Origin of the sequence: Geodermatophilus obscurus (assembly GCF_900115395.1) — a bacterium.
Lineage (GTDB): Bacteria > Actinomycetota > Actinomycetes > Mycobacteriales > Geodermatophilaceae > Geodermatophilus > Geodermatophilus obscurus_B.
The window spans coordinates 245,403-268,020 of record NZ_FOWE01000002.1; the positions used below are offsets into that span (position 1 = coordinate 245,403).

Here is a 22,618-nt window from a genome sequence, read left to right on the forward strand (position 1 = left end):
CTGACGCGTGGAGCAGTCTCGGCAGGCCGCTGCGGCGTGACAGCCGGAGGAGGCGGGCGCCGCGGCGGAAGGCACTGGAGGCCGGCGCCGGCCTCGTCAGCGACCTCCGGTGGTGCTCCGGTCGGCCTCCGGGCCGTAGGACTCGGTGAGCATCGCCTGCGCGGCGGCGCGTGTGCGGTCCTCGGCGCTCGGCCACAGATGCGAGTACGTGGACAGCGTGGTGGTCGCGGAGGAGTGCCCGAGTGCGCGCTGGACGGTGACGACGTCGCAGCCGGAGGCGATCAGCCCCGAGGCGTAGAAGTGCCGGAGGTCGTGCAGACGGAGTCCGGAGATTCCGGCAGCGGTGATCGCGGTGCGCCAGCGGTGGCCGACGGTGTTCTGGTGCGGCGGTTGATCGCCTTCCCCGGTGAACATCCAGCCGCCCTCGTGGTTCTGCGCGGCGACGTGTACGGCCAGCATCTCGACCAGTCCGGGTGCCAGGAACACGACTCGCTCGCTGCCGTACTTGGGCGGCCGGACCTCGACCTGTCCGCGGCCGGCCCGCTGCACTTGGCGGGCGACGGTGAGGGTGCGACGCAGGAAGTCGATGTCCGCCACCTGGAGGCCGGCGGCCTCGCCGAGCCGGAGCCCGGCGAACGCGCAGAGCGCTACGAACGGCCGGAAGGCTGGGTCGGCCGCGTCGAGAATCCTGCCCACCTGCGCCGCTGTGGGCAGGGTCATCGCGGCCTGAGGGCGACGACGGCGGGGGAGTGCCACCCCGACGCTGGGATCGGTCGGGATGAGCCTGTCCGCGACAGCGCCACGCAGCACCGCGCGGACGTTGTTCATCCGGGTGTGCACCGTGCCGGGGGCGAGTCCGCGGCTGACCATGCCCTTCACCCAGCCCTCGACATGTGAACGACGGAGTGATCGCAGCGGGACGTCGGCGAACGGCACGGAGTTGGCGGCCAGCCTCATGGCCAAGACAGTCCCCGGAGCCCACACCTGCCGTTCGGACCAGTCGGCGTAGAACTCAGCAAAGGTGATCCGGCCTGCGCCGGGATCGACGTAAGTGCCTCGTGCGACGTGCGCGGTCTGCTCGTCGAGCCACCGTTGTGCGTCCCGCTTGAGAGCGAAGGACTTGGCTACCTGTCGGCCCGACGGGTCGCGGAACTGCGGTCGGTAGCGCAGGCCCTTGCCGTCCTGCGCTGTCGGAACCAGCTTGCCGGTGACCGGGTCCTTCCGGCGCCACCGGTCCTGGATGCTCGCCACGGTGACCTCCAGTCGGCCGCGCGATGAGGTTCAAATGCCGGTCAACGTAGTCTGGGGGCCCGACGTCTGAGGCGGTGCACGACGAGCACGGTGACGCAAGGTCCTTGATGCCGACGCCCCGCGAGTCAGCTCAGTACGCCTGTGCCCGCTGGCGTTGACCGATCCACCGGTCGACGTCCTCGCGGCGATACATGACCCGGCGGCCAAGGCGGAAGCCGGCGGGGCCGGCGCCGAGGTGCCGCCAGTAGCGGAGAGTCGCGACAGGGGTCCGGAGGGAGGCCGCAGCCTCGACGAGGGTCATGAGGTCGCTTCCACTGCTCAAAGCGTTGGTCGAAGGCATGGCGGGTCTCCCCAGATGGCGGCTGATGACTGACGAGGAGGCGTCCACTCCTGCCAGCACCGTTCGGCCGCCTCACTCACCAGCCAGCCTGAGCAACCTTCCCCAGTTGATCTGCAGTGCCGGCGTTGCGGTAGTCGCTCAGGTGATCGAGCCGCGGCGGGCTTGTCGCCGCGCCCGCGCCCGACGCTGGTCGTCGAACGATCCGCTGCGCACAGACGGGCGGCGGCGAAATGCCTCGAGGACATCACCGAGCGCCTTGGACAAGTTCAGCAAGTCGCGGTCGTAGATCCGGCCGTCGTCCACTTGGCGAGCGAGCTCGTCGAGCAGGGGCGGCCAGTCGCGGCGTGTCGGTGTCGCGGGTACTGGGACCTCGACGCGTCGCTCGACGACCTCCACGGCGGAGCGGCCAGACGCTGCGGCTCGGATTTGCTCCCACGCGCGGTGCCGGCAGGTGGCGGAACACCACTTCGGAATCGGACCGCGGCTGCGTGGGGTGATCGGTCCGCCGCACCAGGCGCACTCGGTGGCCGCCGCCCGACGTCCCGGGAAGGGCCTCTCCTTGGCAGCTGCGTCGGCTGCGTCGGATCGCCTCGGCTCGATCTGCGCCCGCTCTACCTTCTGGCGCCGGCGGCGCTCAGCCTCCGCGCGTCGTCTTCGGTGATCGGCCGTTCCCTTGCTGCCCATGGCGCTGAGACTGCTGACGAACCTCCAGTTACCCGTCACCACGAATTGTGAGACCCGACGGTGCAAGAGGTGTGTGGCCTTGTGATCTTGCTGTTCTCCAGGTCGGCTTGGCGGAGCGTCGAGGACTGCGGAGGCAGCGTGTCGAGGGGTGCTTGAGTGGTCTGCACGAGTCGGAGAGGTGTCCCTAAAGGCGGCCTATGGGACAGGCAGACCTTCGGTCACTCGGCTCCAGCAAGGTCGTCCAGCGCCAGAGCGACGTCCAGCGCCCAACGGGGGTCGACCTCCGCCAGAGCGGCCTCAAGCTCGGCGAGGCTGGCGACGACGCGATGGAACAGGCCGGTGGGTGCGGGGATGTCCACAAAAGGCGCTTCGGTCTCCTCATCGACCGGCCGGTTGTCCCAGTACTCGACAGCGGCCAGCTCACGGCGCTCCAGAAGATCGGCTACTTCTTCGTGATCCGTACGTTCCAGCACCCGCTCGACGGCCGGCAGGGCAGCGTCGGTGAAGATCTCATCCGGCTCAGGCAGAGCGACCGTGTGAAGGCGTCCATCGTCTCCCCGCCACATGGCGACAAGATGGCACGGACGCCGGACCGTCGCGGATCGAACACGCTCACGGCATCACAGGCATGCTGTCCCAAAGTGGGCCGCTCCGGGACACACGGCGGCTCCAGGGATACTCCAGTGGTTCGCAGCCGCCGCGAAGTTACTGACGAACGGGACGTCGGCTGACACCCGGGGGTCAAGCGGAAGGTCGCGCTGGGCGGGCAATGGCTGGGCCGAATTACCGCTCGCTCGCTGTTTTCGCTAGGCCTCGTCGTCGGTGGAGTTGCTTATCCACCCAGCCAGTACAGGGCGAGGTCGACGTCTCGCGCCTTCCATGGTTGGCCGGCCACTGCCGCCGCTTGTGTGCGCAGTTGTTCGACGAGGTCCATGTACCGCCCAAAGCGTCCGGGCGCGGGGCTCAGCTCGACTCCCAGTCGCTGGAGCGCCGTCTGCGCCCGCCGGTCGTACACCGCCATCCGCTCCGGCGCGGCGGCTAGCAGCAGAGCTGACGCCAGCGCATCCCCTGTCGAGAGCCCTGGCAGCGGCGACAAGGCCGAGCGTCCCTGACGTGCGGCCTCAGGAGTGTCGAGAAGCTCGTCCGTGACTGCCTGTACCGCGACTGCGGTGATCCGCCGCACCTGGACCTCAGGCATCGCGTGTAGCTGCGCGGCCCAAGGGGTGTTGGCCTGCAGTCGCTTCCAGAACAGCAGCGCGCCGATGTCGAGCTTGCCGATGCTGCCGGAGCCGCGGATGCGTCCAACCACTTCGTCGAGCACCTCGTCGTAAGCGCCCGAGACCTGTTGCTCGACCTCCTGGCGAGCCTTGACTAGGCGGGCAACGCGGTCGTCGTCGAGTAACGGCATGGTGCTGTCTAGCAATCGACCTGTTACCTCACTGGCAACAGCTCGACGCGGCGTGTCGTGTCGCCGACCACCCGCAACCGGCTGAGCGGTTCGATGATGTCCCGTCTGTCGTGGCGCCAGGATCCACGCTGGCCCGTAGTGGACCCGCTCGGAGTTCCCGTCGCAGCGACACGGGCGCTCAGAAAGCGCCGCCAGCCGCGCACGTCGACCGCGTTCTCGCGGGCCGTTGTGGCAGGAGCTGTCCTCAAGTGGGCCGCTCAGGGACACCGGCAGCGGCCGCACATGATCCGCAGGACAGGCCCGAGCAGCCCGAACCCGCTCGCACGCGCCTATCCTGAACGGCAGCCGTGGCCTCTTCCCGACGTGCTCGGCGCAGTGCCGACACTTCCCCGGTGCAGACGAGCATCGAAGGACGAACGCCATGGGCGTCGATAACCGGCTGACCGCCGACCAACTGGCCGCGCTGTTGCCCGGCGACCCGGTCGTCATCCAGTCCGGCGCCGAGTCCGGCCGGCCGAGGCACACCGCCGGCGTCGTCGTCCGCGCGGACGGGCCGCACATCGCCGTCAGCGTCCGCAGCCCCCGCGGTGCTGCCTACGTCGAGCAGTACCGCCGCCGCGATGGCAGCCGAGTCGGCGGCCAGATGCGGGCTGAGCTCATCAACGCCGATGCGGACGCGCCCGTGCCTCAGGAGGCCCAGCGGCGGACCCGGCACATCGACTTGCTGTTCCGCGACTGGACGCGTCACCGCACTGACGTGGACCGGCTACGAGCGCTGCACGAGGCCATCGGCGAGTGCCTCGAGGATTCGACCGAGACGGCATCGCGGTAGGACGGCGCGAACTCGCCCCAGCGCGGGCCGTCATCGCCACCACAGGTATAGGGCCTGCCGAGAGGTCCTCTCCGGACCATCCGGGCTGGTCCGCCATCGAACGGTTAGGACCTGCTGCCGTCCCAGCGAGCCCATGGCCAGTCTCTCGACGGCGTGATCGCCGACTTCCACGATCTCGGCGGCGTTGAGGTGACGACGCTGCCCGCCCTCGGACTCAAGGTCCACCTTGACGTCGTGCGCAGCTCTCTCGCCCCGGTTGGTCAAGTTGGCATCGCCGGGCACGGAGTCGTGAGTGAGCTGCCATCGCACCGCACGCTCCTCCGCGGCCTCCTGCTCGCGGAGTTCTCCCCGCTCGGCGACGGCCGCTGAGCGCTCTGCGGCGGTCGCTGATACCTCGGCCGCGCGCGTGGCGCGGCGGCTGTAGACAAGGGCGATGCCGGAAGCGATCAAGGCCAGGCCGGAGAGTAGGAGGGCGATCCAGTCGGTCACAGCGCCGAGGTAAGCACAGGGTTACGAAGTTCTAGCGCCCCCGTGACTGCGTGGCTCCATCGGGTCAGAGGGACCAAGAAGTCCCCCTGAGAGGTCGCCGTAGCGGCTCTCAAGGGGTCGCTGGTGTGCAGCAGAGTGCGCTGGCCTGGCAACGGGACTGCCCCGACTTCAGTTGACTCGGTTCGGTAGGAGCGGTCAGGCCGCGTGAGCGGTCCTGGTCAGGGTCTCGAACTCTATGGGCGTGAGTCGGCCGAGGCGGCGTTGCCTGCGCCGGCGGTGATAGGTCTTCTCGATCCAGGTGATGATTGCCAGCCGCAGGTCCTCCCGGGTAGCCCAGCGCTGCCGGTCGAGGACGTTGCGCTGCAACAGGGCGAAGAAGGACTCCATCGCGGCGTTGTCCCCGCAGGCGCCGACCCGGCCCATCGAGCCGATCAGGCCGTTGTTCTTCAGCGCGGTGACGAAGGCGGTGGAGCGGAACTGGCTGCCGCGGTCGGAATGCACGATTGTGCCGGCCGGCCCGCGCAGGGCGATCGCGTTGCGCAGCGCCGTCACCGCGAGTGCCGCGGTCATCCGGGCGTCCATCGAGTAGCCGACGATCCGGCCGGAGTGAACGTCCTTGATCGCGCAGAGGTAGAGCTTTCCGTCGCCGGTGGGGTGCTCGGTGATGTCGGTCAGCCAGACCGCATTCGGTGCCCTGGCGGTGAACTGGCGGTCGACCAGGTCGTCGTGCACGGGCGGTCCGGCCTTGCGGTTGAGGCCGCGCTTCTTGGCGAACACCGACCAGATCCGCTGCTGGGAGCACAGCCGAGCGACCCGGTTCTCACCGGCGGCCAGGCCGCGTTCGTGCAGCTGGTCGGCGATGAACCGGTAGCCGAAGGCGGGGGTCGTCATGGTGGATGTCGTAGGCAGCGTTGATCAGGTGCGCGTCATCCCAGTCCCGTTGGGAAACGGGGTTGGCGCACCACTTGTAGAAGGCCTGCGTAGAGAAGCCCAGCACCCGGCAGGTCACCGCGACGGGGATGTGCTCGGCGGCGAGTTCACGGACCAGCGGGTAGATCATTTTGGGAGGACGTCGCGGGCGAAGTAGGCCGTCGCCCGGCGCAGGATCTCGTTCTCCTGCTCGAGCAGCTTGTTGCGCCGGCGCAACTCGCGGAGCTCCGCCGACTCCTCCCTCGAGCTCCCGCCGCCGCGGTCAGCGGTGGCCGGCGGGGCCAGCCCGTCCTCGCGGTCGGCGATCTTCAGCCAGCGCTGCAGACAGGACTCCGAGATCCCGAAGTCCCGGGCGATCTGAGCGATCGACGCCTCGCCCTTGCGGGCCACAGCGATCACGTCACGACGGAACTCCGCCGGGAACGGCTTGGGCACGATGCTGATCCTTCCAGCGAGGCCGAAGCCTCACAGGCAAGGAGTCAACCGAACCGGGGGCAGTCCCGGAGTGCCGTCGGCCAGACCGGGCCGCGGCTAGGGGCCGTCCCCCGTGGGAGCCTCGGCAGCGCCTCCCACGGCAGAGTCCCGAGGCCCTCATGCGCCGAGCGGTCCAGCCTGACCGACCCTGATGCCTCACAGCGGGCTGCTGAAGGACACCGCCCTCGACGCCCAGGGACGGCGTCAGCGCTTACCCGTGCTGTACCCCGCCGCACCGGCCGTGTCTGGCGGCAACAGGCTGTGGAGTGGCCCCACCATCACCTCGACGGCCTACCCCTCGTCAATCTTGCCCGCGTCGCCGAATGGACCGAGGGCAAGGCGTCCAGCGCGCCATCCGACCACCGGCGCCGCGGGCTAGCATTCCGCCTCACGGACTGCCGCGCTGGCCAACACGTGCACGTGGCTGCTGGAACGGACGACGCCAACGGCATCACTGCTTGACGAAGGTCCCGCAGTCCCGATTGGTGAAGTCCTGTCCTTCGCGTAGCTGCACGGTCGGAAAGCCGCCGGTCACGATGTTGTTGTCGATGATGTCCGAGCCGTTCGTCCCGGAGCGGTAGATGCCCCAGTAGCACTGCCCAAGGACGGCTGACGAGGTCCGGTAGGTGCCCGGCTGAACGTCGACGCCGACGGTCCAGGTGCCCTCGCCAATCGAGTTCGCGGCGACCTGCTCCTCCACAACAGCCACGGCTGCCTCACGGGCGGCAACCGTGCGCTCCCGCGCCTCCACGTCCGCAACAACCCGCGCGGCGTTAGCCTCGGCCCGCTCAGCCGCCTCGCTCACCCGCCGGGATCCTTCCTCGAGCGACTTGTTCCGCTGTTCGAGCGACTGCAGGTCGCGCTCGAGGGTGAGGTACTCCGCGCTCTGCGTCGGGTCAGACTGTGCCGCCGCTGCCCCGATCCCGACTCCGAGGACCAGACCGGCGACAGGGACGGTCCAGCGCAGCCACCCGGCGGTCCGCTGCCCTGGCCGCTCCGTCGACTCGCTGGGAGTGGTGGTCGGCTCCACGGTCGGGTCGGGCTGCACAGCAGTCATTGCGGTCAACTTCCTGCTCCGGTGGCCCCGCCTGTCGGGTCGCTGCTGTCTCGTATCGGCAGCGAGGCGTTCTGGCGATAGGCGAACCCTCACTGAGGTTCGCTACCGGGCTCAGAGGCGTTCGCTGTTCCGAGCTACCTTCCTGGTCAGACCGCAGCGACGACCGCGGCGCTGAATGCCCCTGCGGGGCCTCGATGCAGAGGGCGGGTCGGTCTGGGATCCGCGCGTGCTCGAGCAGCTCCTACACGGTCACCAGGTCAGGCGCTCACTCCGACAGGTGACCGCTGATCCCCCGTTCGAGTCTGCCTGGGCACGGCCGCGGCGGCATCGGGGCCAGCCCTGAGCTGTCGCGCGTCTGCTCGCGCATGACGCCTGTGATCTTGCCGTCCTCTGAGCATGCGGCCTGGAATGAGCTCGCCGCCTGGTGGCTGGCTCGCTACAAGCCCTCCACCCAGCAGACCTACGCCACCTACCTGCCGCGCTGGAGCAGGTGGTGCGCCGACCGCCGCATCGATCCGCTGGCCGCCCGCCGCGCCGACGTCGAGCTATGGCTGCGCGCCGTCGCCGACTCCGGGCTGTCCCGCGCCTCGGTCGCCGCCCACTACGACGCCATCGCCAGCCTCTACCGCCTCGCCTACGAAGAGGAGCTGGTCGCGGCTGATCCCTGCGCCCGCGTCACCCGGCCGAAAATTCAGCGCGAGCTGCAGCGCCGCGAGGTGCTCACCGTGTTGGAGTACGCCGCCTTCCTGACCACCGCCCGCCACCTGGGCCCAAGCCACCACGCCATCGCCGTACTCGGCGGCATGATGGGCCTGCGCGCCACAGAGATGGCCACCCTGACGGTGCAGTCCTTCGGCACCGTCCGCGGCTACGCCACCCTCATCGTCCTGGGCAAGGGCGACAAGCCCGCCCGCGTGCCGGTGCCCATCCCCGCCCTCGGCGCCGTCCAGGCCGCCATCGACGGCCGCACCGCCGGGCCGCTGCTGCGCACCCGGACCGGTGCCGGCATGGACCGGCGCACGGTGTACCGCTACGTCGCCGCAACCGCCAAGGCCGCGGGCATCTCCCGGCCCATCGGCCCGCACGCGTTGCGTCGCACCGTGGGCACCGTCGGGCTTAACCAGGGCATCCCGCTGCGCGATGTTCAGCGACTACTCCGCCACGCCCGCCCGGAGACCACCCTGGGCAGCTACGACATCACCGGCGAAGCGCTGGAACGTCACGCTTTCCACCAGGTCGCCGGCTTCCTCGCCGGCTGGGCCGGCTGAGCTATGTCCTTGAGCGGCCCACTCAGGGACACCCGTCACCCGGTGCGACGACGAGCGAGGATGCCAGACAAGCGGGATAACCACCTCGACTTCTGGCACTCCCTCTCTCGGTCCAGTAGCAAGCGCGCGAGGTAGGCGGCGTCGTCGGCCAACGCCAGATTGGACTCTCCGGAGTGGTCGAGATAGGTCCGCAGGCGCTGCCGGAGTTTATCCGCCCGCTGCTCAAGGGTCGCGGTCAGCACGACTCGACCGTCCTCGACCTTTGGCTGGATCACGGTGCCGTCCTGTCCGAAGAAGACGTACTCGTCGTTCTCGAGATCGATGGCCTCGAAGTAGTCCTCAGCAGCGGCGAGGGAGGGGTGGACGTACAGGACGCTCGGTCCCTCGAACGTGTAGACAGCCTGCTGCGGAACCACCTCGCTAGCCTCCCTCACCGGGTTGTCGTGGCCGACGGCGGAGGTCGCCTCGACCGGCTCTGCGACGACTCGGCCGTGTCTTTGAGCGGCCCACTCAGGGACATGGGGCGCCTTGCGGTCAGCTCGGCAGCCCGGGATCTGTCCGTCTCCTGGCTGCCCTCACCTCCGGCCACTGCCCCACGGCCATCCCCGCGTTCACCAATGCGATGAGGAAGGCAGCTCCCCCGATGACCTGCTCGTCCTGGTCCCCGAAGACGAAGACGAGCACCCCGAATACCACCATCAGGAGGGCCGCCCCACACGGGACCAGAAGACACCGCGTGGTGTGTTGAGCGCCCGCCACCACCGCACCCATGCAGCTTGCCTGGCACCGGGGGCTATCGCGATCGAGGTCGCCCAGTCGGCTGAGGGACCTGCTACCCCCGTACCTGCAGCCGCCTTTGCGGTCAGCCGGCCGGTGTCTCTGAGCGGCCCACTCAGGGACAGCTCGGACGGCTGCCGGGCGGCGTTGACGCGTCAGAGCTCGACGTCGGCGACGTAGGCCGCGTGGTCGCTGAGCCGCGTGCCGGCGGCCGTTGTCGGTGGGCGGAACACCTCGACATCTCCTGCGACGGTCAGTTCGCGCGAGACGGCCAGGTGGTCGATGGCCTCGCGGCCCGGCATGCGATTTTCGGCGTACTCGGTCAGCGGCCTCAGGCCACACTGATCGAAGGCCGTCCTCAGCCGGGCGATGCCATCGACCGTGCCGAGAGTCCGGTAGCCGACCTGCTCCAGCTCGGGGGTGGGCCGGCGCAGTGCCTGGTTGAAGTCCCCACCCCAGATGATCGGTTCCCCTGGTCGGCGAGCCCGTCGAATCCGGTCGACGTGGTGGTCGAGGACGAACCTCGCCTGGTCGTTGAGGTTGCCGGATGGGAGCCCCGGCCACGAGGCCGCGGCGTCATCCCACGGCAGGACGGAGCACGCCACGAGGACGGTCGCGGCGGAGGATCCGGTCGGCAACTGAACCCGAGCGAGACAGAGTGCCTCCTCGGCGGCAGCCGGGATTCGCCCGTCGTCGGGCAGCGGTGTCGATGGCAACGCTGTCTGGATGCCCGCCCACCGCCTCTGCGAGTCGCCGAGCACACGGCGCGGCGAGACCACCAATACTTCTCCCGGAGTCCGCCATCCGGCGTTGACTTCCGTGAGCAGCCAGAGGTCGACCCGGGCCGACGCCAAGAAGGCCGCGGCTTCGGGTCCCTTGCCCTGCCCCGCGAACGGGTACTTCTCCATGTTCCAGGTGCCGATGCGCAAGGCTTTCCGCTTTCAGACGATCGAGGGGCCAGCGGCGACGGTACGTCGACCTCGCTCCCATCCTGGGCGCAGACACGGCGGCATCCACGCCGAACGGACTCGGATGTCGTTGGCGCCTCACTGCAATCCATGCCGCGGGTCGTCTGTCCCCGAGGCCGCCCTCTAGGCGGGCCGGTGGCTATCCCTGAGCGGCCCACTACGAGACACCAGCCAAGCGTACCGTCGGGTTAGCGAATGGCTCAGCCGTAGCCTTGATGGGGACGATCACGCGGCGACGTCGACAAGGGTGCAGATCGCCGTCGTGCTTGCTGGCGGCCGTGAGGCATCGTCGGTGGACTGGCTCACGGACGGCGAGGCGGGATAGGGAGTGAAAGTCGCCTTCGGTTTGCTCCACAATCTTGTGCTGCGACTGGTGCTGCGATCCGACCGGAGTCCGACCACACCTGAACTGCCCCATTGAGAGACACGCGCAGCCGGGTGCGTGCACGGTGAGCAGATCGCCTACTGTCGGACCCGACCGCGCTCTGACGAAGCCTGTATGACGCTTCTGGCGTTGTCCATGCCACGCGCAGGGCCTCGCCGCGGCGGATCAAGCGCCCTGCTGGGTCATCCTGCAGGGCTGACTCGACCCCATCTCACCCAACTGCGTAATCGCTAAACGTGCCGAGTCACATACTGGCACCAAGTGGCCGCACGGCCACAGCTCTCGGGCGATCTCCATCACTCTCCTCGACGCGAAACAGCACCATGGCACCTTGCCTTGGTTCAAATCCCTGCGAGCCAAGCGACCCTCGATGGAAGAATACGTTGCGAGGGTACTCGGAGTGCGCAATGAATCCATATCGGCCTCTCCACGAGACGATCTCCCCCGCGAGGTCACCGATCACGCTCGCATCCTGGCGCGCTGGTCCCGCATCCAACGCGTCACCGAGCACCTCTTGAGCGATCCCCGAGACGTGCGAACTACTACCTCCTTCCCGAAGCCATTGAGCGAGGTGTCGCACGAAGACGGTCCAGTTTCTTTGTCCTCTGTACAGGGGTCGGCGGCTCTTGATGGCGGTAAGCATAACCAAGGCTTGTCGAGCAACCTCGTCATTCAATACGCCGCGATGACTTGCGGCACGAAAAGCGATCGTCACGGACTCAAGCACGGCTCCGGCCAGACGACCATCGAAAATTCCAACGTTGATCTTTTCGGCGCCGACGTTGAAGCCAGCATAGGCCTTCTCGAACGCATTCATTGCCCGGTGCCCCTCTAGATCCGCCTCCGCCCAGCGTCGCCAACTTTCCACAAGCGATGTCAGCGCTATGAGCCAGGTCTTCTCCTGCGTGCTATCAAGCGCGTCCTCTAGGAGCGCTTGGCCTTCTTCAAACTCCCGGTTCCACACGCGGTACGTGCCGAGACTTAGCGCAGTATCGCCGCTCTGCAGGATTTGATGAGCCATTACAGCGTAAGGTAGCGCCAACTCGAGCTCATGCATCGCACGGGCGAGGTGACCCGCCAGGAAGTACGCAACTATCGCTTTCTCCTCGGGGGCCTGAGCTTTAACTAAGGCCGACTTATAGAGAGTTACCGCCTCTTCGCGTCGCCCAGAGGAGGAGGCAACGAACGCAGCAACCCGATCCGTCTCCCAGTAGTCCGGGTTCAATGCCCGGGCTCGATCAATAAGGGCCCGGCTTGTTTCAGTGTCCCCTCTCTTACTGTGCGACAACGCCAACCGCAGCAGATGGGCTGTTGGCTCGTCCTCCGGTCCACGTACGCGCACGACGTTGGGACCCATGCCCCGTGCGGCCTCATCGGCGCGGCGGCGTTCCGCGCTCTTGATGTAGGCGTCCTCCCGCGCCAATATGTCGGCGGCTGAGGGTCCGACGCGCGGCTGCGTCCGAAGGAAAAGGCTAGCCGCGGCGCTAAGGCTGATCTGAGAGGCGAGACCTCCCTGCGGATCGGGTTGGTGAACGACCAACGAGCCTCGGCCGAGCTCTTGAGCCGCACTCCGCAGGTCGTCGATCGTCAAATCAGTTAATACGGCCAATTCATCAAACGTAACGCCACGGTCTAGAGACTCGAGGACCGAAAGGATATGCTTGGAATTGACGGACAAGGCGTCATACACGTTTTTCACACAGAAGCGAATCAATTCCGCTTGATCCCGGAGGGCCGAGGAAGGCTCCCGTCCAGCCTCCACGGACAGGACGTACCAGCGAATCGCCAAGGGGCTGAACCGCAGCCGCGCCAACACCTCGTTAGCGGTCCGCGAGGTCAATCTGGCCAGATTTCGAAGGCCTCGCATGCTAGCCATTTTCCGCAGGAGCAACTCCGCATCTTTCTGCTGAAGGGCGCCGAGCGGGAAGCGACGCTCAATTTGGCCGATGCCGACGCGACTTGTCAACAAGTAGGTCGCGGTCTCGGGAAGAGTGTCGTAGAGGCGCAGAACTTCATCGCCTTTGGCTGACTCCAGATTGTCGATGATGATGAGCGCCCTGATTCCCTGCAGACTATCGGCAAGTTCCGCGACAGAGCCATTGAAGGACTGATCAAGGGTCCTACCGAACTCTTGTGTGGCTCCCGTAAGGTCCTTGATTGCCTTCTCGATTGTGCGCACCCCTGACACTGTCAGGAGTTCCGACTTCAAGGACGCCCAAAGCACACAGTCGAAGTCCGAGGCTGGGTCATCGACGATGGCGTAGGCAACCTCCAGAGCCAAAGCCGTCTTTCCGATGCCCCCTTCGCCGGTGATAGTGACTATCGCCTCTCGCCTTTTCTGCACGAGCGTCTTGAGCTTCACGAGTTCGTCGGACCGGCCGATCAGGCCGGTCTCGTCGTAGTCGGCCTCAGGAAGGTTATGCAGGATGCGTTCCGTGGGGGATGGGAGAGTGGCAAAGGCGGGCTCCCACGTACTGTCTTGGGCTAGTCTTCGCAGAATTGCATGCGTGGCCGCCCAATGCCGTGTGGTGAACCCTTGCAGCGCGGATACGGCACGTTCAGGGTCGTCCACCCGAAGGGGCCTCCCGTGCATCACGCGGTTTCGCACAGGCACCAATTCATCCATGCGTGTAGCGCTGACTCGGAGCTCGTCCGCTAGTTCTCCGGGCAGCTTTGTCCGGTGGCGGTTCAGAAGATCGTACGCCTGACGCGTGTATAGGTAATGCACGATTGATACGGGCTGGTCGCCCACATCGCTCTCTCTTAATTGCGCGACCGGCCCGTAGTCGTTACCAAGAGCTTCTTCTTCCGATAAGTGATCCAGAATGTAGTGCTCGATGATATCCCGCATGTCCGCCTCGAAGGCGTCCATCAAGGCATAAAGTCGGGACCGGCTAATCCTAATGTCTGTACTCACAGCTCCCCCATCGTCGATTAGGTGAGATTAGGCCAAGTTGAACAGGCCAGCGCCACGGCACTCCGCGTTCCCGAACTCCGGCGCTCCTGCCCTCACCCTGACTTCAAGATCGATGGCGGACCTCGTTGCTGTCTGTCGAGGGCGTCAAGTCGAACCCGCGGCTCCTGTCGGAGTGAACCTGAATGCCCATCGACACCTGCCGAGGGGACGGGTTGTGAGGCAGAAGTGCGGTTGGCTGGTGCTCAACGAACACCTAGCCGGTGGGGTCGTTGCCTGGACGTGCCGCTGCATGACAGGAGTCCCTGAAGCCGCCTTCAGGGACGCGCGGCCTCTGTCGACCGATAACCCATCGCCCAGAGTGACGCTGGACCGTCGGCTCACAAGTAGCGGGGGCGGCGGCAGGCACCTAAAGGCAAACGCCACGCCCGACCGCGTGGACGTCAGTCAACAGCCAGTCAACAAGACTCCCGTTGTAGACCACGATCGGCCAACACCGACCAACCATGAAACTGCTGGTCAACAGCAACTTTCCAAAGCGTCCAACGACGACCGGGCACGTTGAGAACGTTCCGCTTCAACGTCTGACCGGGCGGGTCTGCGCTCGGCTCAGCCCGGCGCTCGGATCGGCCGCTGGTCCGGGCCGTCCGGCGGAGGCTCGCCCGGTGGAGCGGTGTACTGGCTCCATGTCGACGCATGACGAGGACGTGGCCCTCCTCCGCGCCATGGTCGAGGACGTCCGTCGGATCCGGAACAGGACCTGTGAGCCCAAGGACCGCAGCAACCCCCGTCACCACGCCCTGTCCATGGCGGTCTCCGGCCTGCTGAGAGCGGCCGACGACATGCAGGACGAGGACCGGCGGTCGAGTTGATCGGAATGCGCACACCGGCGCGGCCCTCCTCGACGTGAGGCTGTCGCGGCGCGGAGAGATCGGCCGCTGCGCTCGTGGCATGCCCGGCTGCTGAACGCCTCCGGTCAGGCGGTCGACCGTGCGGCAGTCACGAGCCGCTCGCTGACGTCCCAGAGACGCCGGGCGGCGTCGGGGTCCAGCGCGTGGGGCACGACCCCGTGGATACCGTCCAGCCGCTCGACGACCTCGGCCTCCTGGCAGTCCTCGAAGTACCTCCCGCCGACGCCGGCCACCAGGGGGGAGGTGGCCAGGAAGACCGACGTGGCAGCGCCCTGCGCGGGGGTCTTCATGTGGAACAGGCCCGCGCTCTCCGCCCGGCGCGCCTGCTCCTCCGCCGCCGCGCGCTGCTCCGCGGGCCAGTGACGCTGCAGCGGCGTCCAGATGCCGCCGGGCATGAGGGCGTTGGCGGTGACGCCCTCGCCGGCCCAGCGCCGCGACGCCTCGACCGCGAACAGCACGTTCGCCGTCTTGGATTGCCCGTACGCCAGGCCGGGCTGGTACGGGCGACGCTCGAAGAACAGGTCGTCGAAGACGACCGGTGAGGCGGCGTGGCCGCTGGAGGAGACGACGACGACGCGGGCGTCGCCGGCCTCCGCCAGGGACCCGGACAGACCCGTCGTCAGGGCGAAGTGGCCCAGGTGGTTGGTGCCGAGCTGCGTCTCCCACCCCTGCGCCGTCCGGCCGAACGGGGTGTCCATGACGCCGGCGTTGGCGACCAGGACGTGCAGCGGGCCCGCCCAGGCGCCGGCGAAGGCGTCCACGCTCGCCAGGTCGGCGAGGTCGAGGCGGGCGACGTCGGGCGCTGGCCCGCCGCTCGTGCCGGCGATGTCCGCGGCGACGCGCTCTCCGGCGCGCGGGTCGCGGACGGCCAGGGTGACCTGGGCCCCGGCGGAGGCGAGGGCCCGCGCGGTCTCGACGCCGATGCCCGAGGAGGCCCCCGTCACCACCGCCCGCCGGCCGGTCAGGTCGATGCCCTCGACGACCTCGAGCGCGGTGCTCCTGCTGGTGAAGCGGCTCCGGATGCGTGTCATGCCCCGAAGGTAACCAACTGTTTGGTTACTTGCTAGCGTGGACGGGTGCCGAGGGACGGGGAGCGGAGTCGTCGCCGGGTGCTCGAGGCCGCGGCGGCCGAGTTCGCCGCGTACGGGATCGCCGGTGCGCGGGTCGACCGCATCGCGGCGTCGTCCGGCGTGAACAAGGCGCAGATGTACGCCTGGTTCGGGTCGAAGGACGGCCTGTTCGACGCCGTCTTCGACGAGCAGCTGCACCGCATCGTCGACTCGGTGCCCTTCGACGCACAGAACCTGCCCGGCTACGCCGTCGCCCTCTACGACTCCTACCTCGCCGCACCGGAACTGGTCCGCCTCACGAGCTGGAAGCGGCTGGAACGCGTCCCCGCCGGCGACATCCTGGCGGGGCACGAGACGCTGGCGCAGCCCAAGTACGACGCGATCGCCGAGGCGCAGCGGGAGGGGCGCGTCGTCGGCGGCATCCGGCCGGACGAGGTCTACTCCCTCGTCGTCGCCCTCGCGGGGACCTGGTCGCCGGTCAGCAGCACCTACACCGCCTCGGCCGGGGAGGACCCCGGCGAGCACGAGCGGCGGCGGGCCGCGCTGCGACTGGTCGTCGGGCGGGCCCTGGTGCCGTGACCCGGGGCGGGGACCGGCTCACCGGCGCAGGTCGGCCACCTCGTCGAGACGGCGCAGCTTGTGCGGGTTGCGCATCGCGTACATACGGCTGATCCGGCCGTCCTCGACGGCGAAGGTGATCGCGGTGTCGAACGCGCCACCGGCGTCGATGCGCACGCCCACCGTGCCGTTGACCAGCGGCGTCGTAATCCCCACCCCCGGCGCGAGGTCGGCGAACCGCGCCAGCGCCCGCGCCACCCGCAGGTGGCCGGTGAGCGGGCGCAGCGCGGCCGGTGCCAGGCCGCCGCTGTCCGCGACCACGACGACGTCCGGTGCGAGCACGTCCATGAGCTCCTGGACATCGCCCCCGGCGAGAGCCGCGAGGAACCGGTCGACGACGCGCTGCTGCTCCGCGCGGCTCACCACCGCCCGCGGACGGCGGGCGGCCACGTGCTCGCGCGCCCGGTGCGCGATCTGCCGCACCGCGGCGGCCGTCCTGCCCACCGCCTCGGCGATCTCGTCGTACGGCACGGCGAACACCTCGTGCAGCACCAGGACCGCCCGCTCGGTCGGTCCGAGCGTCTCCAGCACGGTCAGCATCGCCATCGACACGCTCTCCGCCAGCTCGACGTCGTCGGCCACGTCTGGGCTGGTCAGCAGCGGTTCCGGCAGCCACTCGCCGACGTAGTCCTCCCGCCGGCGGGCGAGGGTGCGCAGCCGGTTGAGCGCCTGGCGGGTGACGATCCGCACCAGGTAGGCCCGCGGGTCGCGCACCGCCGCTCGGTCGGCGTCGGCCCACCGCAGCCAGGTCTCCTGCACCACGTCGTCGGCGTCGGCCGCCGAGCCGAGCATCTCGTAGGCGACGGTGAACAGCAGGCCGCGGTGGGCGACGAAGGGGTCCCCGGTCACGACGACGGTGCCGCCAGCGGCGGCAGGCCGCAGGACGCCGCGAACTCCTGGGACCGGATGCCGAGCGCGACGTTGCCCCGTGCGGTCATGTTCATCGCCCCGATCCTGGCGGTCAGCTCCACCAGTGCGGGAGCCCCCAGCTCGGCGAGCAGCGCGGCGGACATCTCGTCGGTCACGGCCGGCGGCGTCTGGCTCATCGCCTCGGCGTACTCCATGACCCGCCGCTCCAGCGGGGTGAACACGGTCGACTCCCGCCACCGCGGGACCTCCCGGACCTTCGTCTCGTCGAGGCCGCGGTCGCGCGACAGGAAGTGGTGCAGGTCCAGGCAGAAGCCGCAGCCGATCGTCCCGGCCGCGGCCATGGCCGCGAACGTGGCCAGGCTCCGGTCCAGCCGGTCCCACGAGTCGACCTTGCGGCCGAAGCCCATCGAGTCCCTGAGCACCCGGGGGTGGTGCCACATGACCCCGACGGCGTCGGGCACCTGGCCCAGCACCCTGCGGCTGATCGTCGTGACGAGGGCGCCGTAGGCGCCGGTGATCTCGGTCGCGGGGACCCGGGTGCTGCCGGCCATGTCTCCTCCAGGGGATGCGGTGTGTCCGACATGGAGACACCGGCCGCCGTCCGGGTGTGACAGGCCCGTTGCAGCCGGCCGCATCCGGGCTGCAGACGGCCTGCAACACCCGGGGTCCACCGTCGTCGCGTGACAGGACACCTGTGCGAGGACGAGACGACCGGCACCGTGGACCCGCTCGACGCCGAACGGGTGCTCCCCGAGGCGGAGAGCACCCTCGGGTCGGGGCCCCGGCGGCTGCTGACCGCCTTCGCGGTGCTCACCGCGCTGGCGACGCACCAGCTGTTCGTGCTGGGCGGGCGCACCGACCAGTACTGGGCGTGGACCATCCACACGCGGCCGACCGTCGCCTTCCTCGGCGCGGCGTACGCCGCCGGCTTCGTCCTGTCGGTCGCCGGGCTGCGGCAGCGCTCGTGGCCGCACGTCCGCGTGGCGGTGGCCACCGTCACCGCGTTCACGGTCCTCACGCTGGCGGCCACGCTGGTCCACGGGCACAAGCTGCACCTGTCCACCGCGGACCCCCTGGCGCGGTCGGCGGCCTGGGTCTGGCTGGCGGTGTACCTCGCGGTGCCGGCGGCCGGTCTGGCGGTGCTCGCCCGGCAGTGGACGGAGCCGCGGTCGCGCCCCGCCCGCAGCCCGCTGCCGACATGGCTGCGATGGGTGGTCGCCGCGCAGGGCCTGGCGCTCGGCGCCACCGGCGCGGTCCTCTTCGGCCGCGGCCTGACGGCCCACCACGGGACCGGGGCGACGGCGGGGTGCTGGCCCTGGCCCCTGATGCCGCTCAGCGCCCAGGTGCTGGGGGCCTGGCTGCTGGCCCTGGCGATCGGCGCCGCCCTGGTCGTCCGGGAGCGGGACCCCGCCGGCCTGCGCGTCCCGGCCGTCACCTACGCGGCCTTCGGCGTCCTCCAGGGGGCGGTCCTGCTCCGCTACCGCGGGGAGATGGACGCCGGACCGGCCCTGTGGGCCTACGGGGCCGTGCTCACCGTCGTCGTGGCGACCGGCGGCTACGGCTGGTGGGTCGTCCGGCACCGTCCCGGATGACGCCCGCCGGTGCAGGTGGGCGGGCCACCTGCACCGGCGGGGCGGTCGTCAGGCCCGCCCGGCGGAGCCGCGGTTGGACTTGGCGGGCGGGACCAGCGGGTCGGGCACCGGGACGTCGTCGGTCACCGGACCGCCGGTCACCGTGGTGGTGCCCGTGGTGGTGACGGTGGTGGTGCCCGTGCCGGTCGTCGCGGGCGGCGGCGGGACCACGGCCTCGACGTCGCCGAGGAGCGTGGCCTCGCCCTCGATCGTCCCGGCCGGCGTGCGGCCTGCGGCGTCGGTCCCGGTGCCCCCGGAGCCGCTGCCCCCGGAGCCGCTGCCCCCGGAGCCGGCGCCGCCGGAGCCACTGCCGCCGGTCGCGCTCGCGGCCAGCTTGTCGATCGTCCCCCGCAGCTGGGCCGGCGCGACCGCCCGGGCCTGCTCGACGGCCTGCCCCACCGCCTGCTGCACCTCCGGCCGGGCCATCACGCCGGACGCGGCCTGCTTGATCTGCTCGTACTTCTCCTTGCCGGCCCGCGCGCCCAGCACGTACCCGACGGCGAGACCCAGTCCCAACGACAGCTTGCCCATGTCTTCTCCTCCACTCGTCCGCCGTTCCCGGCGGCCATCTCGGACGCCGCGACCGGCAGGGCCGACCCGTTCGCCCGCAGCTACCCAGCAGGTGGCGGGCCAACCGGGACCGGTACTCAACCGCCCGCGGGCGCGTGGACGAACACGAACGCCTCGGCGATCCGGCCGTCCTCGACGCGGATGACGTCGCGGCCGGTGACCACCGGCGGCGCGCCCTCCGGGCCGTAGCCCCAGGCCCGGGTGCCCAGGCCGCCGTCGACCTCCGGCTCACCGAGGGTCCGGAACACGAAGCCCGGGGTGCCGTCCTGCAGCGCCTGCACGTGCCGGTCGATGGCCTCGGTGCCGCGGACGGCCTCGGCGCCCAGGTGCAGGACCGCGTCCGGGGCGTAGACCTCGGCGATCGCGGCGGCCCGCGCGGCGGCGTCCCGCTCGCCGAAGACGCCGAAGACGTTGCGGAGGACCAGGTCCTCGACGGTGCCGGGCGTGGTCATGGTCGTCCCCTCGTCGGTGCCGGGCCCCATCGTGGCGGAGGTCGGGCCCCGCGGGGAACCTCCGAGCGCCACGGGCCCGCTAGAACGCGTCGCCGGTGCGCCAGGCCATCTCCTGCAGGGTCAGCGTGTTGCCGTCGGGATCGGTGATCCAGGCGTACCTCACCCCGCCCCCGACATCGACCACCTCGCCCACGTCGACACCGCGGCCCACGAGGTCGGCGCGGGCGCGCTCGATGTCGTCGACCACCAGGTGCAGCCCCCGGACCGAGCCGGGCGCGGCGTCGTCGTAGGCCGGCAGTCCGGTGCCCAGGCCGATCGAGCAGGCCGAGCCGGGCGGCGTCAGCTGCACCACCCGCACGCCGTCGACGGGCCGCACGTCGACGTCCTCGGTGAAGCCGAGCCGCTCGACGTAGAAGGCCTTCGCCCGGTCGACGTCGGCGACCGGGACCGGCACCAGTTCCAGCTTCATCCTCACCACGACCCACCTCCCGCACCGGCGGCGCCGTGCCGCCCGCAGGGGAGACCGTGCCCGACCGCCGGGCTCATCGCTCAGGGACGGTGCGCGTCGACGACCACCCGCAGCACCGGGTCGAGGTCGCCGGCGCCGCCGTCGAGGAGCCCGGCGTGCTGCAGGGCGGCCACCCCGTGGGTCGTCGTCCAGCAGGCCCGCGCCAGCGCGAGCGCGTCCTGCGCCCGCAGCGTCCCGGCGTCGAGGCACTCCTGCGCCGCGGTGACGACCTGGCCGAAGGACCGGTCGCGGCTGACCTCGCGGGTCGCCCGGCTCGGCGTGAACCCCGGGATGACCGGCCCGAACATGACCGAGAAGAACGCCGGCTCGTCGGCGGCGAACCGGCGGTAGGCCTGCGCGAGGACGACCAGCCGGGCGGGGTCGCCCACCGGCGCCGGGGCCTCCGCCGCGGCCGCGCGCATCGCCTCGCCGAGCCGGCGGAAGCCCTCGGCGTAGAGCGCGTCGGCGAGCCCGGGCTTGCCGCCGAACAGCGTGTAGACCAGCTGGGTCGACCCGCCGGCCGCGGTCGCCAGGCGTCGCAGGGACAGGGCGTGCGGCCCCTGTTCAGCGATCAGGCGCGCGGCGAGCTCCACCACGCGGGTGCGCCGGGGGTCGTCGTCCCCGTTCCCCCATGACACTGTCATGACACTGTTATACCGTGGCGGTCGTGGACCCCGTCATCGAGACCGACTACCTCGTCGTCGGCGCCGGCGCCTCCGGGCTTGCCTTCGCCGACACCCTGCTCGACGAGACCGACGCGCACGTCACGATCGTCGACCGGCACGGCAAGCCCGGCGGTCACTGGAACGACGCGTACCCCTTCGTCACGCTGCACCAGCCGTCGGCTTTCTACGGCGTCAACTCGACCGAGCTGGGCAGCGGCCGCAAGGACACCACCGGCCTCAACGCCGGCCTCTACGAGCTCGCGTCCGGCCCGGAGATCTGCGGCTACTACGACCGGGTGGTCAGCACCCGCCTCGTCCCGAGCGGGCGCGTCTCCTACCACCCGATGAGCGACTACGAGGGGGAGGGGCGGTTCCGCTCGCTGCTCTCGGGCGCGGTCACGCGGGTGCACGTGCGCCGCAAGGTCGTCGACGCGACCTACGCCAGCCCCACGGTGCCGTCGACGCACACGCCGTCGTTCTCCGTGGCGCCCGGCGTGCGGATGGTCCCGCCCAACGCGCTGCCGGGCCTGGGCAGTGGCACCGGCACCGGCACCGGCACCGGCACCGGCACCGGCACCGACGAGGTCCCGCACCGCTTCACCGTGCTCGGCGGCGGCAAGACGGCGATGGACACCGTCGTCTGGCTGGTCCAGGCCGGCGCCGACCCGGACGCGATCACTTGGGTGGTCCCGCGCGACTCCTGGCTGATCAACCGGGTGACCACGCAGCCGGCGCCGGAGTTCTTCGACGCGGTCATCGGCGGGCAGGCCGACCAGATGGCCGCCTTCGCCGCCGCCACCTCCACCGACGACCTGTTCCTGCGGCTGGAGGCCTGCGGCGCGGTGACGCGCATCGACCGCGAGCGCACGCCCGGCATGTTCCACCTCGCCACGGTCGCGCCCGGCGAGGTCGAGGTGCTGCGCCGGGTCCGCGACGTCGTCCGCCTCGGGCGGGTGCGGGCGCTGGAGCCCGGCCGCATGGTCCTCGACGGCGGCGAGGTGCCCGTGGCGCCGGGCACCCTGTTCGTCGACTGCACCGCCTCCGCCGTGCGGCCGCGCCCGGTGCAGCCGGTGTTCCAGGGCGACCGCATCGTCCTGCAGATGCTGCGGCTGCCGCAGCCGGCCTTCAGCTCGGCGCTCACCGCCTGGGTCGAGGCGCACCACGACGACGAGGAGCAGCAGAACCGGCTGTGCGCGCCGGTGCGGTTCCCGCACACGCTCGACGAGTACGCCGGCTCGGTCATGACGACGATGCTCAACCAGTTCCACTGGTCGCAGGACCGCGAGCTGCGGCGCTGGATCCGCACCAGCCGCCTCGACGGCTTCGGCAAGCTGGTCGCCGGCGTCGACCGCGAGGACGCGCAGCGGCAGGCCGTGCTCGCGCGGTACCGGGAGCAGGCGATGGCCGCGGTCGGCAACATGCCCGCGCTCACCGGCGCCGCGGGTGGGGCCGGGGCCGGCTGAGCCAGGCGGCGCGCTCGCCCCTGTCCCCGCCCGCGGGTCGCCGCTAGGGTCGCCCCGGCCCGTGGCGGTCCGCGTGCAGGGCG

At 70.0% G+C, this 22,618-nt stretch carries 23 protein-coding genes and 1 pseudogene; 6 read left to right on the forward strand and 18 right to left on the reverse strand.

The window, feature by feature from the left end; genetic code table 11:
- Window positions 1–96 precede the first annotated feature (96 nt).
- From BM165_RS04550 to BM165_RS04565, 5 genes are all read right to left on the reverse strand, one after another.
- Entirely contained in the window at window positions 97–1,251 is a 1,155-nt protein-coding gene (locus BM165_RS04550; protein WP_083427051.1) for a tyrosine-type recombinase/integrase, read from the reverse strand.
- A gap of 130 nt (window positions 1,252–1,381) precedes the next feature.
- A complete protein-coding gene (locus BM165_RS04555) occupies window positions 1,382–1,591 on the reverse strand; it encodes a helix-turn-helix domain-containing protein (protein WP_075012324.1) in 210 nt (69 codons plus the stop codon).
- Window positions 1,592–1,729: 138 nt separating this feature from the next.
- Complete coding sequence (locus BM165_RS23740) at window positions 1,730–1,987, reverse strand: hypothetical protein (protein WP_177225107.1); 258 nt, start codon at window positions 1,985–1,987, stop codon at window positions 1,730–1,732.
- Window positions 1,988–2,493: 506 nt separating this feature from the next.
- On the reverse strand, window positions 2,494–2,841 hold the full coding sequence (locus BM165_RS04560) for a hypothetical protein (RefSeq protein WP_075012325.1): 348 nt from the start codon (window positions 2,839–2,841) through the stop codon (window positions 2,494–2,496).
- A 266-nt stretch (window positions 2,842–3,107) separates the two neighbouring features.
- Window positions 3,108–3,683 (reverse strand): hypothetical protein, encoded by a 576-nt coding sequence (locus BM165_RS04565; RefSeq protein ID WP_208976646.1) that lies wholly within the window; start codon window positions 3,681–3,683, stop codon window positions 3,108–3,110.
- A 421-nt stretch (window positions 3,684–4,104) separates the two neighbouring features.
- Between BM165_RS04565 and BM165_RS04570 the strand changes: the two genes are divergently transcribed.
- Window positions 4,105–4,515 (forward strand): hypothetical protein, encoded by a 411-nt coding sequence (locus BM165_RS04570; RefSeq protein WP_075012326.1) that lies wholly within the window; start codon window positions 4,105–4,107, stop codon window positions 4,513–4,515.
- Window positions 4,516–4,545: 30 nt separating this feature from the next.
- Here BM165_RS04570 and BM165_RS04575 read toward each other — a convergent pair whose 3' ends face one another.
- From BM165_RS04575 to BM165_RS04590, 3 genes and pseudogenes are all read right to left on the reverse strand, one after another.
- The gene (locus BM165_RS04575) at window positions 4,546–5,004 is read right to left on the reverse strand and encodes a hypothetical protein (protein WP_075012327.1); all 459 of its coding nucleotides are present in this window, start codon (window positions 5,002–5,004) and stop codon (window positions 4,546–4,548) included.
- A 195-nt stretch (window positions 5,005–5,199) separates the two neighbouring features.
- Window positions 5,200–6,369, reverse strand: a pseudogene (locus tag BM165_RS04580) (IS3 family transposase).
- A gap of 490 nt (window positions 6,370–6,859) precedes the next feature.
- Window positions 6,860–7,456: a hypothetical protein gene (locus tag BM165_RS04590; RefSeq protein WP_075012329.1), complete on the reverse strand. Its 597-nt coding sequence runs from the start codon at window positions 7,454–7,456 to the stop codon at window positions 6,860–6,862.
- Window positions 7,457–7,845: 389 nt separating this feature from the next.
- Here BM165_RS04590 and BM165_RS04595 point away from each other — a divergent pair, with 389 nt between their 5' ends.
- Window positions 7,846–8,733 carry a tyrosine-type recombinase/integrase gene (locus BM165_RS04595; protein ID WP_177225108.1) on the forward strand — a complete coding sequence of 296 codons (888 nt, stop codon included), beginning with the start codon at window positions 7,846–7,848 and terminating at the stop codon, window positions 8,731–8,733.
- 35 nt (window positions 8,734–8,768) lie between these two features.
- Here the strand turns inward: BM165_RS04595 and BM165_RS04600 are convergent, their stop codons facing one another.
- The 3 genes from BM165_RS04600 to BM165_RS04615 form a co-directional block, all read right to left on the reverse strand.
- Entirely contained in the window at window positions 8,769–9,167 is a 399-nt protein-coding gene (locus BM165_RS04600) for a hypothetical protein (protein WP_075012331.1), read from the reverse strand.
- 498 nt (window positions 9,168–9,665) lie between these two features.
- Window positions 9,666–10,439 (reverse strand): endonuclease/exonuclease/phosphatase family protein, encoded by a 774-nt coding sequence (locus BM165_RS04610; RefSeq protein WP_143108020.1) that lies wholly within the window; start codon window positions 10,437–10,439, stop codon window positions 9,666–9,668.
- A gap of 668 nt (window positions 10,440–11,107) precedes the next feature.
- Window positions 11,108–13,735: an NB-ARC domain-containing protein gene (locus BM165_RS04615; RefSeq protein ID WP_143108021.1), complete on the reverse strand. Its 2,628-nt coding sequence runs from the start codon at window positions 13,733–13,735 to the stop codon at window positions 11,108–11,110.
- A gap of 548 nt (window positions 13,736–14,283) precedes the next feature.
- Here BM165_RS04615 and BM165_RS24130 point away from each other — a divergent pair.
- Window positions 14,284–14,649: a hypothetical protein gene (locus tag BM165_RS24130; RefSeq protein ID WP_143108022.1), complete on the forward strand. Its 366-nt coding sequence runs from the start codon at window positions 14,284–14,286 to the stop codon at window positions 14,647–14,649.
- Window positions 14,650–14,753: 104 nt separating this feature from the next.
- Here the strand turns inward: BM165_RS24130 and BM165_RS04625 are convergent, their stop codons facing one another.
- Complete coding sequence (locus BM165_RS04625; RefSeq protein ID WP_075012336.1) at window positions 14,754–15,719, reverse strand: SDR family NAD(P)-dependent oxidoreductase; 966 nt, start codon at window positions 15,717–15,719, stop codon at window positions 14,754–14,756.
- 45 nt (window positions 15,720–15,764) lie between these two features.
- On the opposite strand from BM165_RS04625, the gene BM165_RS04630 reads away from it, so the two are divergent.
- Complete coding sequence (locus tag BM165_RS04630) at window positions 15,765–16,337, forward strand: TetR/AcrR family transcriptional regulator (protein ID WP_075012337.1); 573 nt, start codon at window positions 15,765–15,767, stop codon at window positions 16,335–16,337.
- Between the two features lie 18 nt (window positions 16,338–16,355).
- Here BM165_RS04630 and BM165_RS04635 read toward each other — a convergent pair whose 3' ends face one another.
- Together BM165_RS04635 and BM165_RS04640 are read right to left on the reverse strand one after the other, a co-directional pair.
- Window positions 16,356–17,225 (reverse strand): RNA polymerase sigma-70 factor, encoded by an 870-nt coding sequence (locus BM165_RS04635; protein WP_075012338.1) that lies wholly within the window; start codon window positions 17,223–17,225, stop codon window positions 16,356–16,358.
- Entirely contained in the window at window positions 17,222–17,797 is a 576-nt protein-coding gene (locus BM165_RS04640) for a carboxymuconolactone decarboxylase family protein (RefSeq protein WP_075012339.1), read from the reverse strand. Before BM165_RS04640 ends, BM165_RS04635 begins: the two co-directional genes overlap by 4 nt.
- Before the next feature lie 129 nt (window positions 17,798–17,926).
- Here BM165_RS04640 and BM165_RS04645 point away from each other — a divergent pair, with 129 nt between their 5' ends.
- Window positions 17,927–18,838 (forward strand): hypothetical protein, encoded by a 912-nt coding sequence (locus BM165_RS04645; protein ID WP_143108023.1) that lies wholly within the window; start codon window positions 17,927–17,929, stop codon window positions 18,836–18,838.
- Between the two features lie 48 nt (window positions 18,839–18,886).
- On the opposite strand, the gene BM165_RS04650 is transcribed toward BM165_RS04645, so the two are convergent.
- From BM165_RS04650 to BM165_RS04665, 4 genes are all read right to left on the reverse strand, one after another.
- Entirely contained in the window at window positions 18,887–19,408 is a 522-nt protein-coding gene (locus BM165_RS04650) for a hypothetical protein (protein ID WP_075012340.1), read from the reverse strand.
- Window positions 19,409–19,524: 116 nt separating this feature from the next.
- The gene (locus BM165_RS04655; protein ID WP_075012627.1) at window positions 19,525–19,899 is read right to left on the reverse strand and encodes a nuclear transport factor 2 family protein; all 375 of its coding nucleotides are present in this window, start codon (window positions 19,897–19,899) and stop codon (window positions 19,525–19,527) included.
- Window positions 19,900–19,978: 79 nt separating this feature from the next.
- The gene (locus BM165_RS04660; RefSeq protein ID WP_177225121.1) at window positions 19,979–20,368 is read right to left on the reverse strand and encodes a VOC family protein; all 390 of its coding nucleotides are present in this window, start codon (window positions 20,366–20,368) and stop codon (window positions 19,979–19,981) included.
- Window positions 20,369–20,448: 80 nt separating this feature from the next.
- A complete protein-coding gene (locus BM165_RS04665; RefSeq protein ID WP_083427054.1) occupies window positions 20,449–21,051 on the reverse strand; it encodes a TetR/AcrR family transcriptional regulator in 603 nt (200 codons plus the stop codon).
- 23 nt (window positions 21,052–21,074) lie between these two features.
- Between BM165_RS04665 and BM165_RS04670 the strand changes: the two genes are divergently transcribed.
- Window positions 21,075–22,535 (forward strand): NAD(P)-binding protein, encoded by a 1,461-nt coding sequence (locus tag BM165_RS04670; protein WP_075012629.1) that lies wholly within the window; start codon window positions 21,075–21,077, stop codon window positions 22,533–22,535.
- Window positions 22,536–22,618: the final 83 nt, after the last annotated feature.

Coding starts and splice junctions, on each gene's coding strand:
- BM165_RS04615 (WP_143108021.1), bottom strand. CDS start 13,735: ATGGACGCCTTCGAGGCGGACATGCGGGATATCATCGAGCACTACATT.
- BM165_RS04655 (WP_075012627.1), bottom strand. CDS start 19,899: ATGACCACGCCCGGCACCGTCGAGGACCTGGTCCTCCGCAACGTCTTC.
- BM165_RS04665 (WP_083427054.1), bottom strand. CDS start 21,051: ATGACAGTGTCATGGGGGAACGGGGACGACGACCCCCGGCGCACCCGC.
- BM165_RS04560 (WP_075012325.1), bottom strand. CDS start 2,841: ATGTGGCGGGGAGACGATGGACGCCTTCACACGGTCGCTCTGCCTGAG.
- BM165_RS04570 (WP_075012326.1), top strand. CDS start 4,105: ATGGGCGTCGATAACCGGCTGACCGCCGACCAACTGGCCGCGCTGTTG.
- BM165_RS04660 (WP_177225121.1), bottom strand. CDS start 20,368: ATGAAGCTGGAACTGGTGCCGGTCCCGGTCGCCGACGTCGACCGGGCG.
- BM165_RS04650 (WP_075012340.1), bottom strand. CDS start 19,408: ATGGGCAAGCTGTCGTTGGGACTGGGTCTCGCCGTCGGGTACGTGCTG.
- BM165_RS24130 (WP_143108022.1), top strand. CDS start 14,284: ATGAAACTGCTGGTCAACAGCAACTTTCCAAAGCGTCCAACGACGACC.
- BM165_RS04555 (WP_075012324.1), bottom strand. CDS start 1,591: ATGCCTTCGACCAACGCTTTGAGCAGTGGAAGCGACCTCATGACCCTC.
- BM165_RS04640 (WP_075012339.1), bottom strand. CDS start 17,797: ATGGCCGGCAGCACCCGGGTCCCCGCGACCGAGATCACCGGCGCCTAC.
- BM165_RS04565 (WP_208976646.1), bottom strand. CDS start 3,683: ATGCCGTTACTCGACGACGACCGCGTTGCCCGCCTAGTCAAGGCTCGC.
- BM165_RS04625 (WP_075012336.1), bottom strand. CDS start 15,719: ATGACACGCATCCGGAGCCGCTTCACCAGCAGGAGCACCGCGCTCGAG.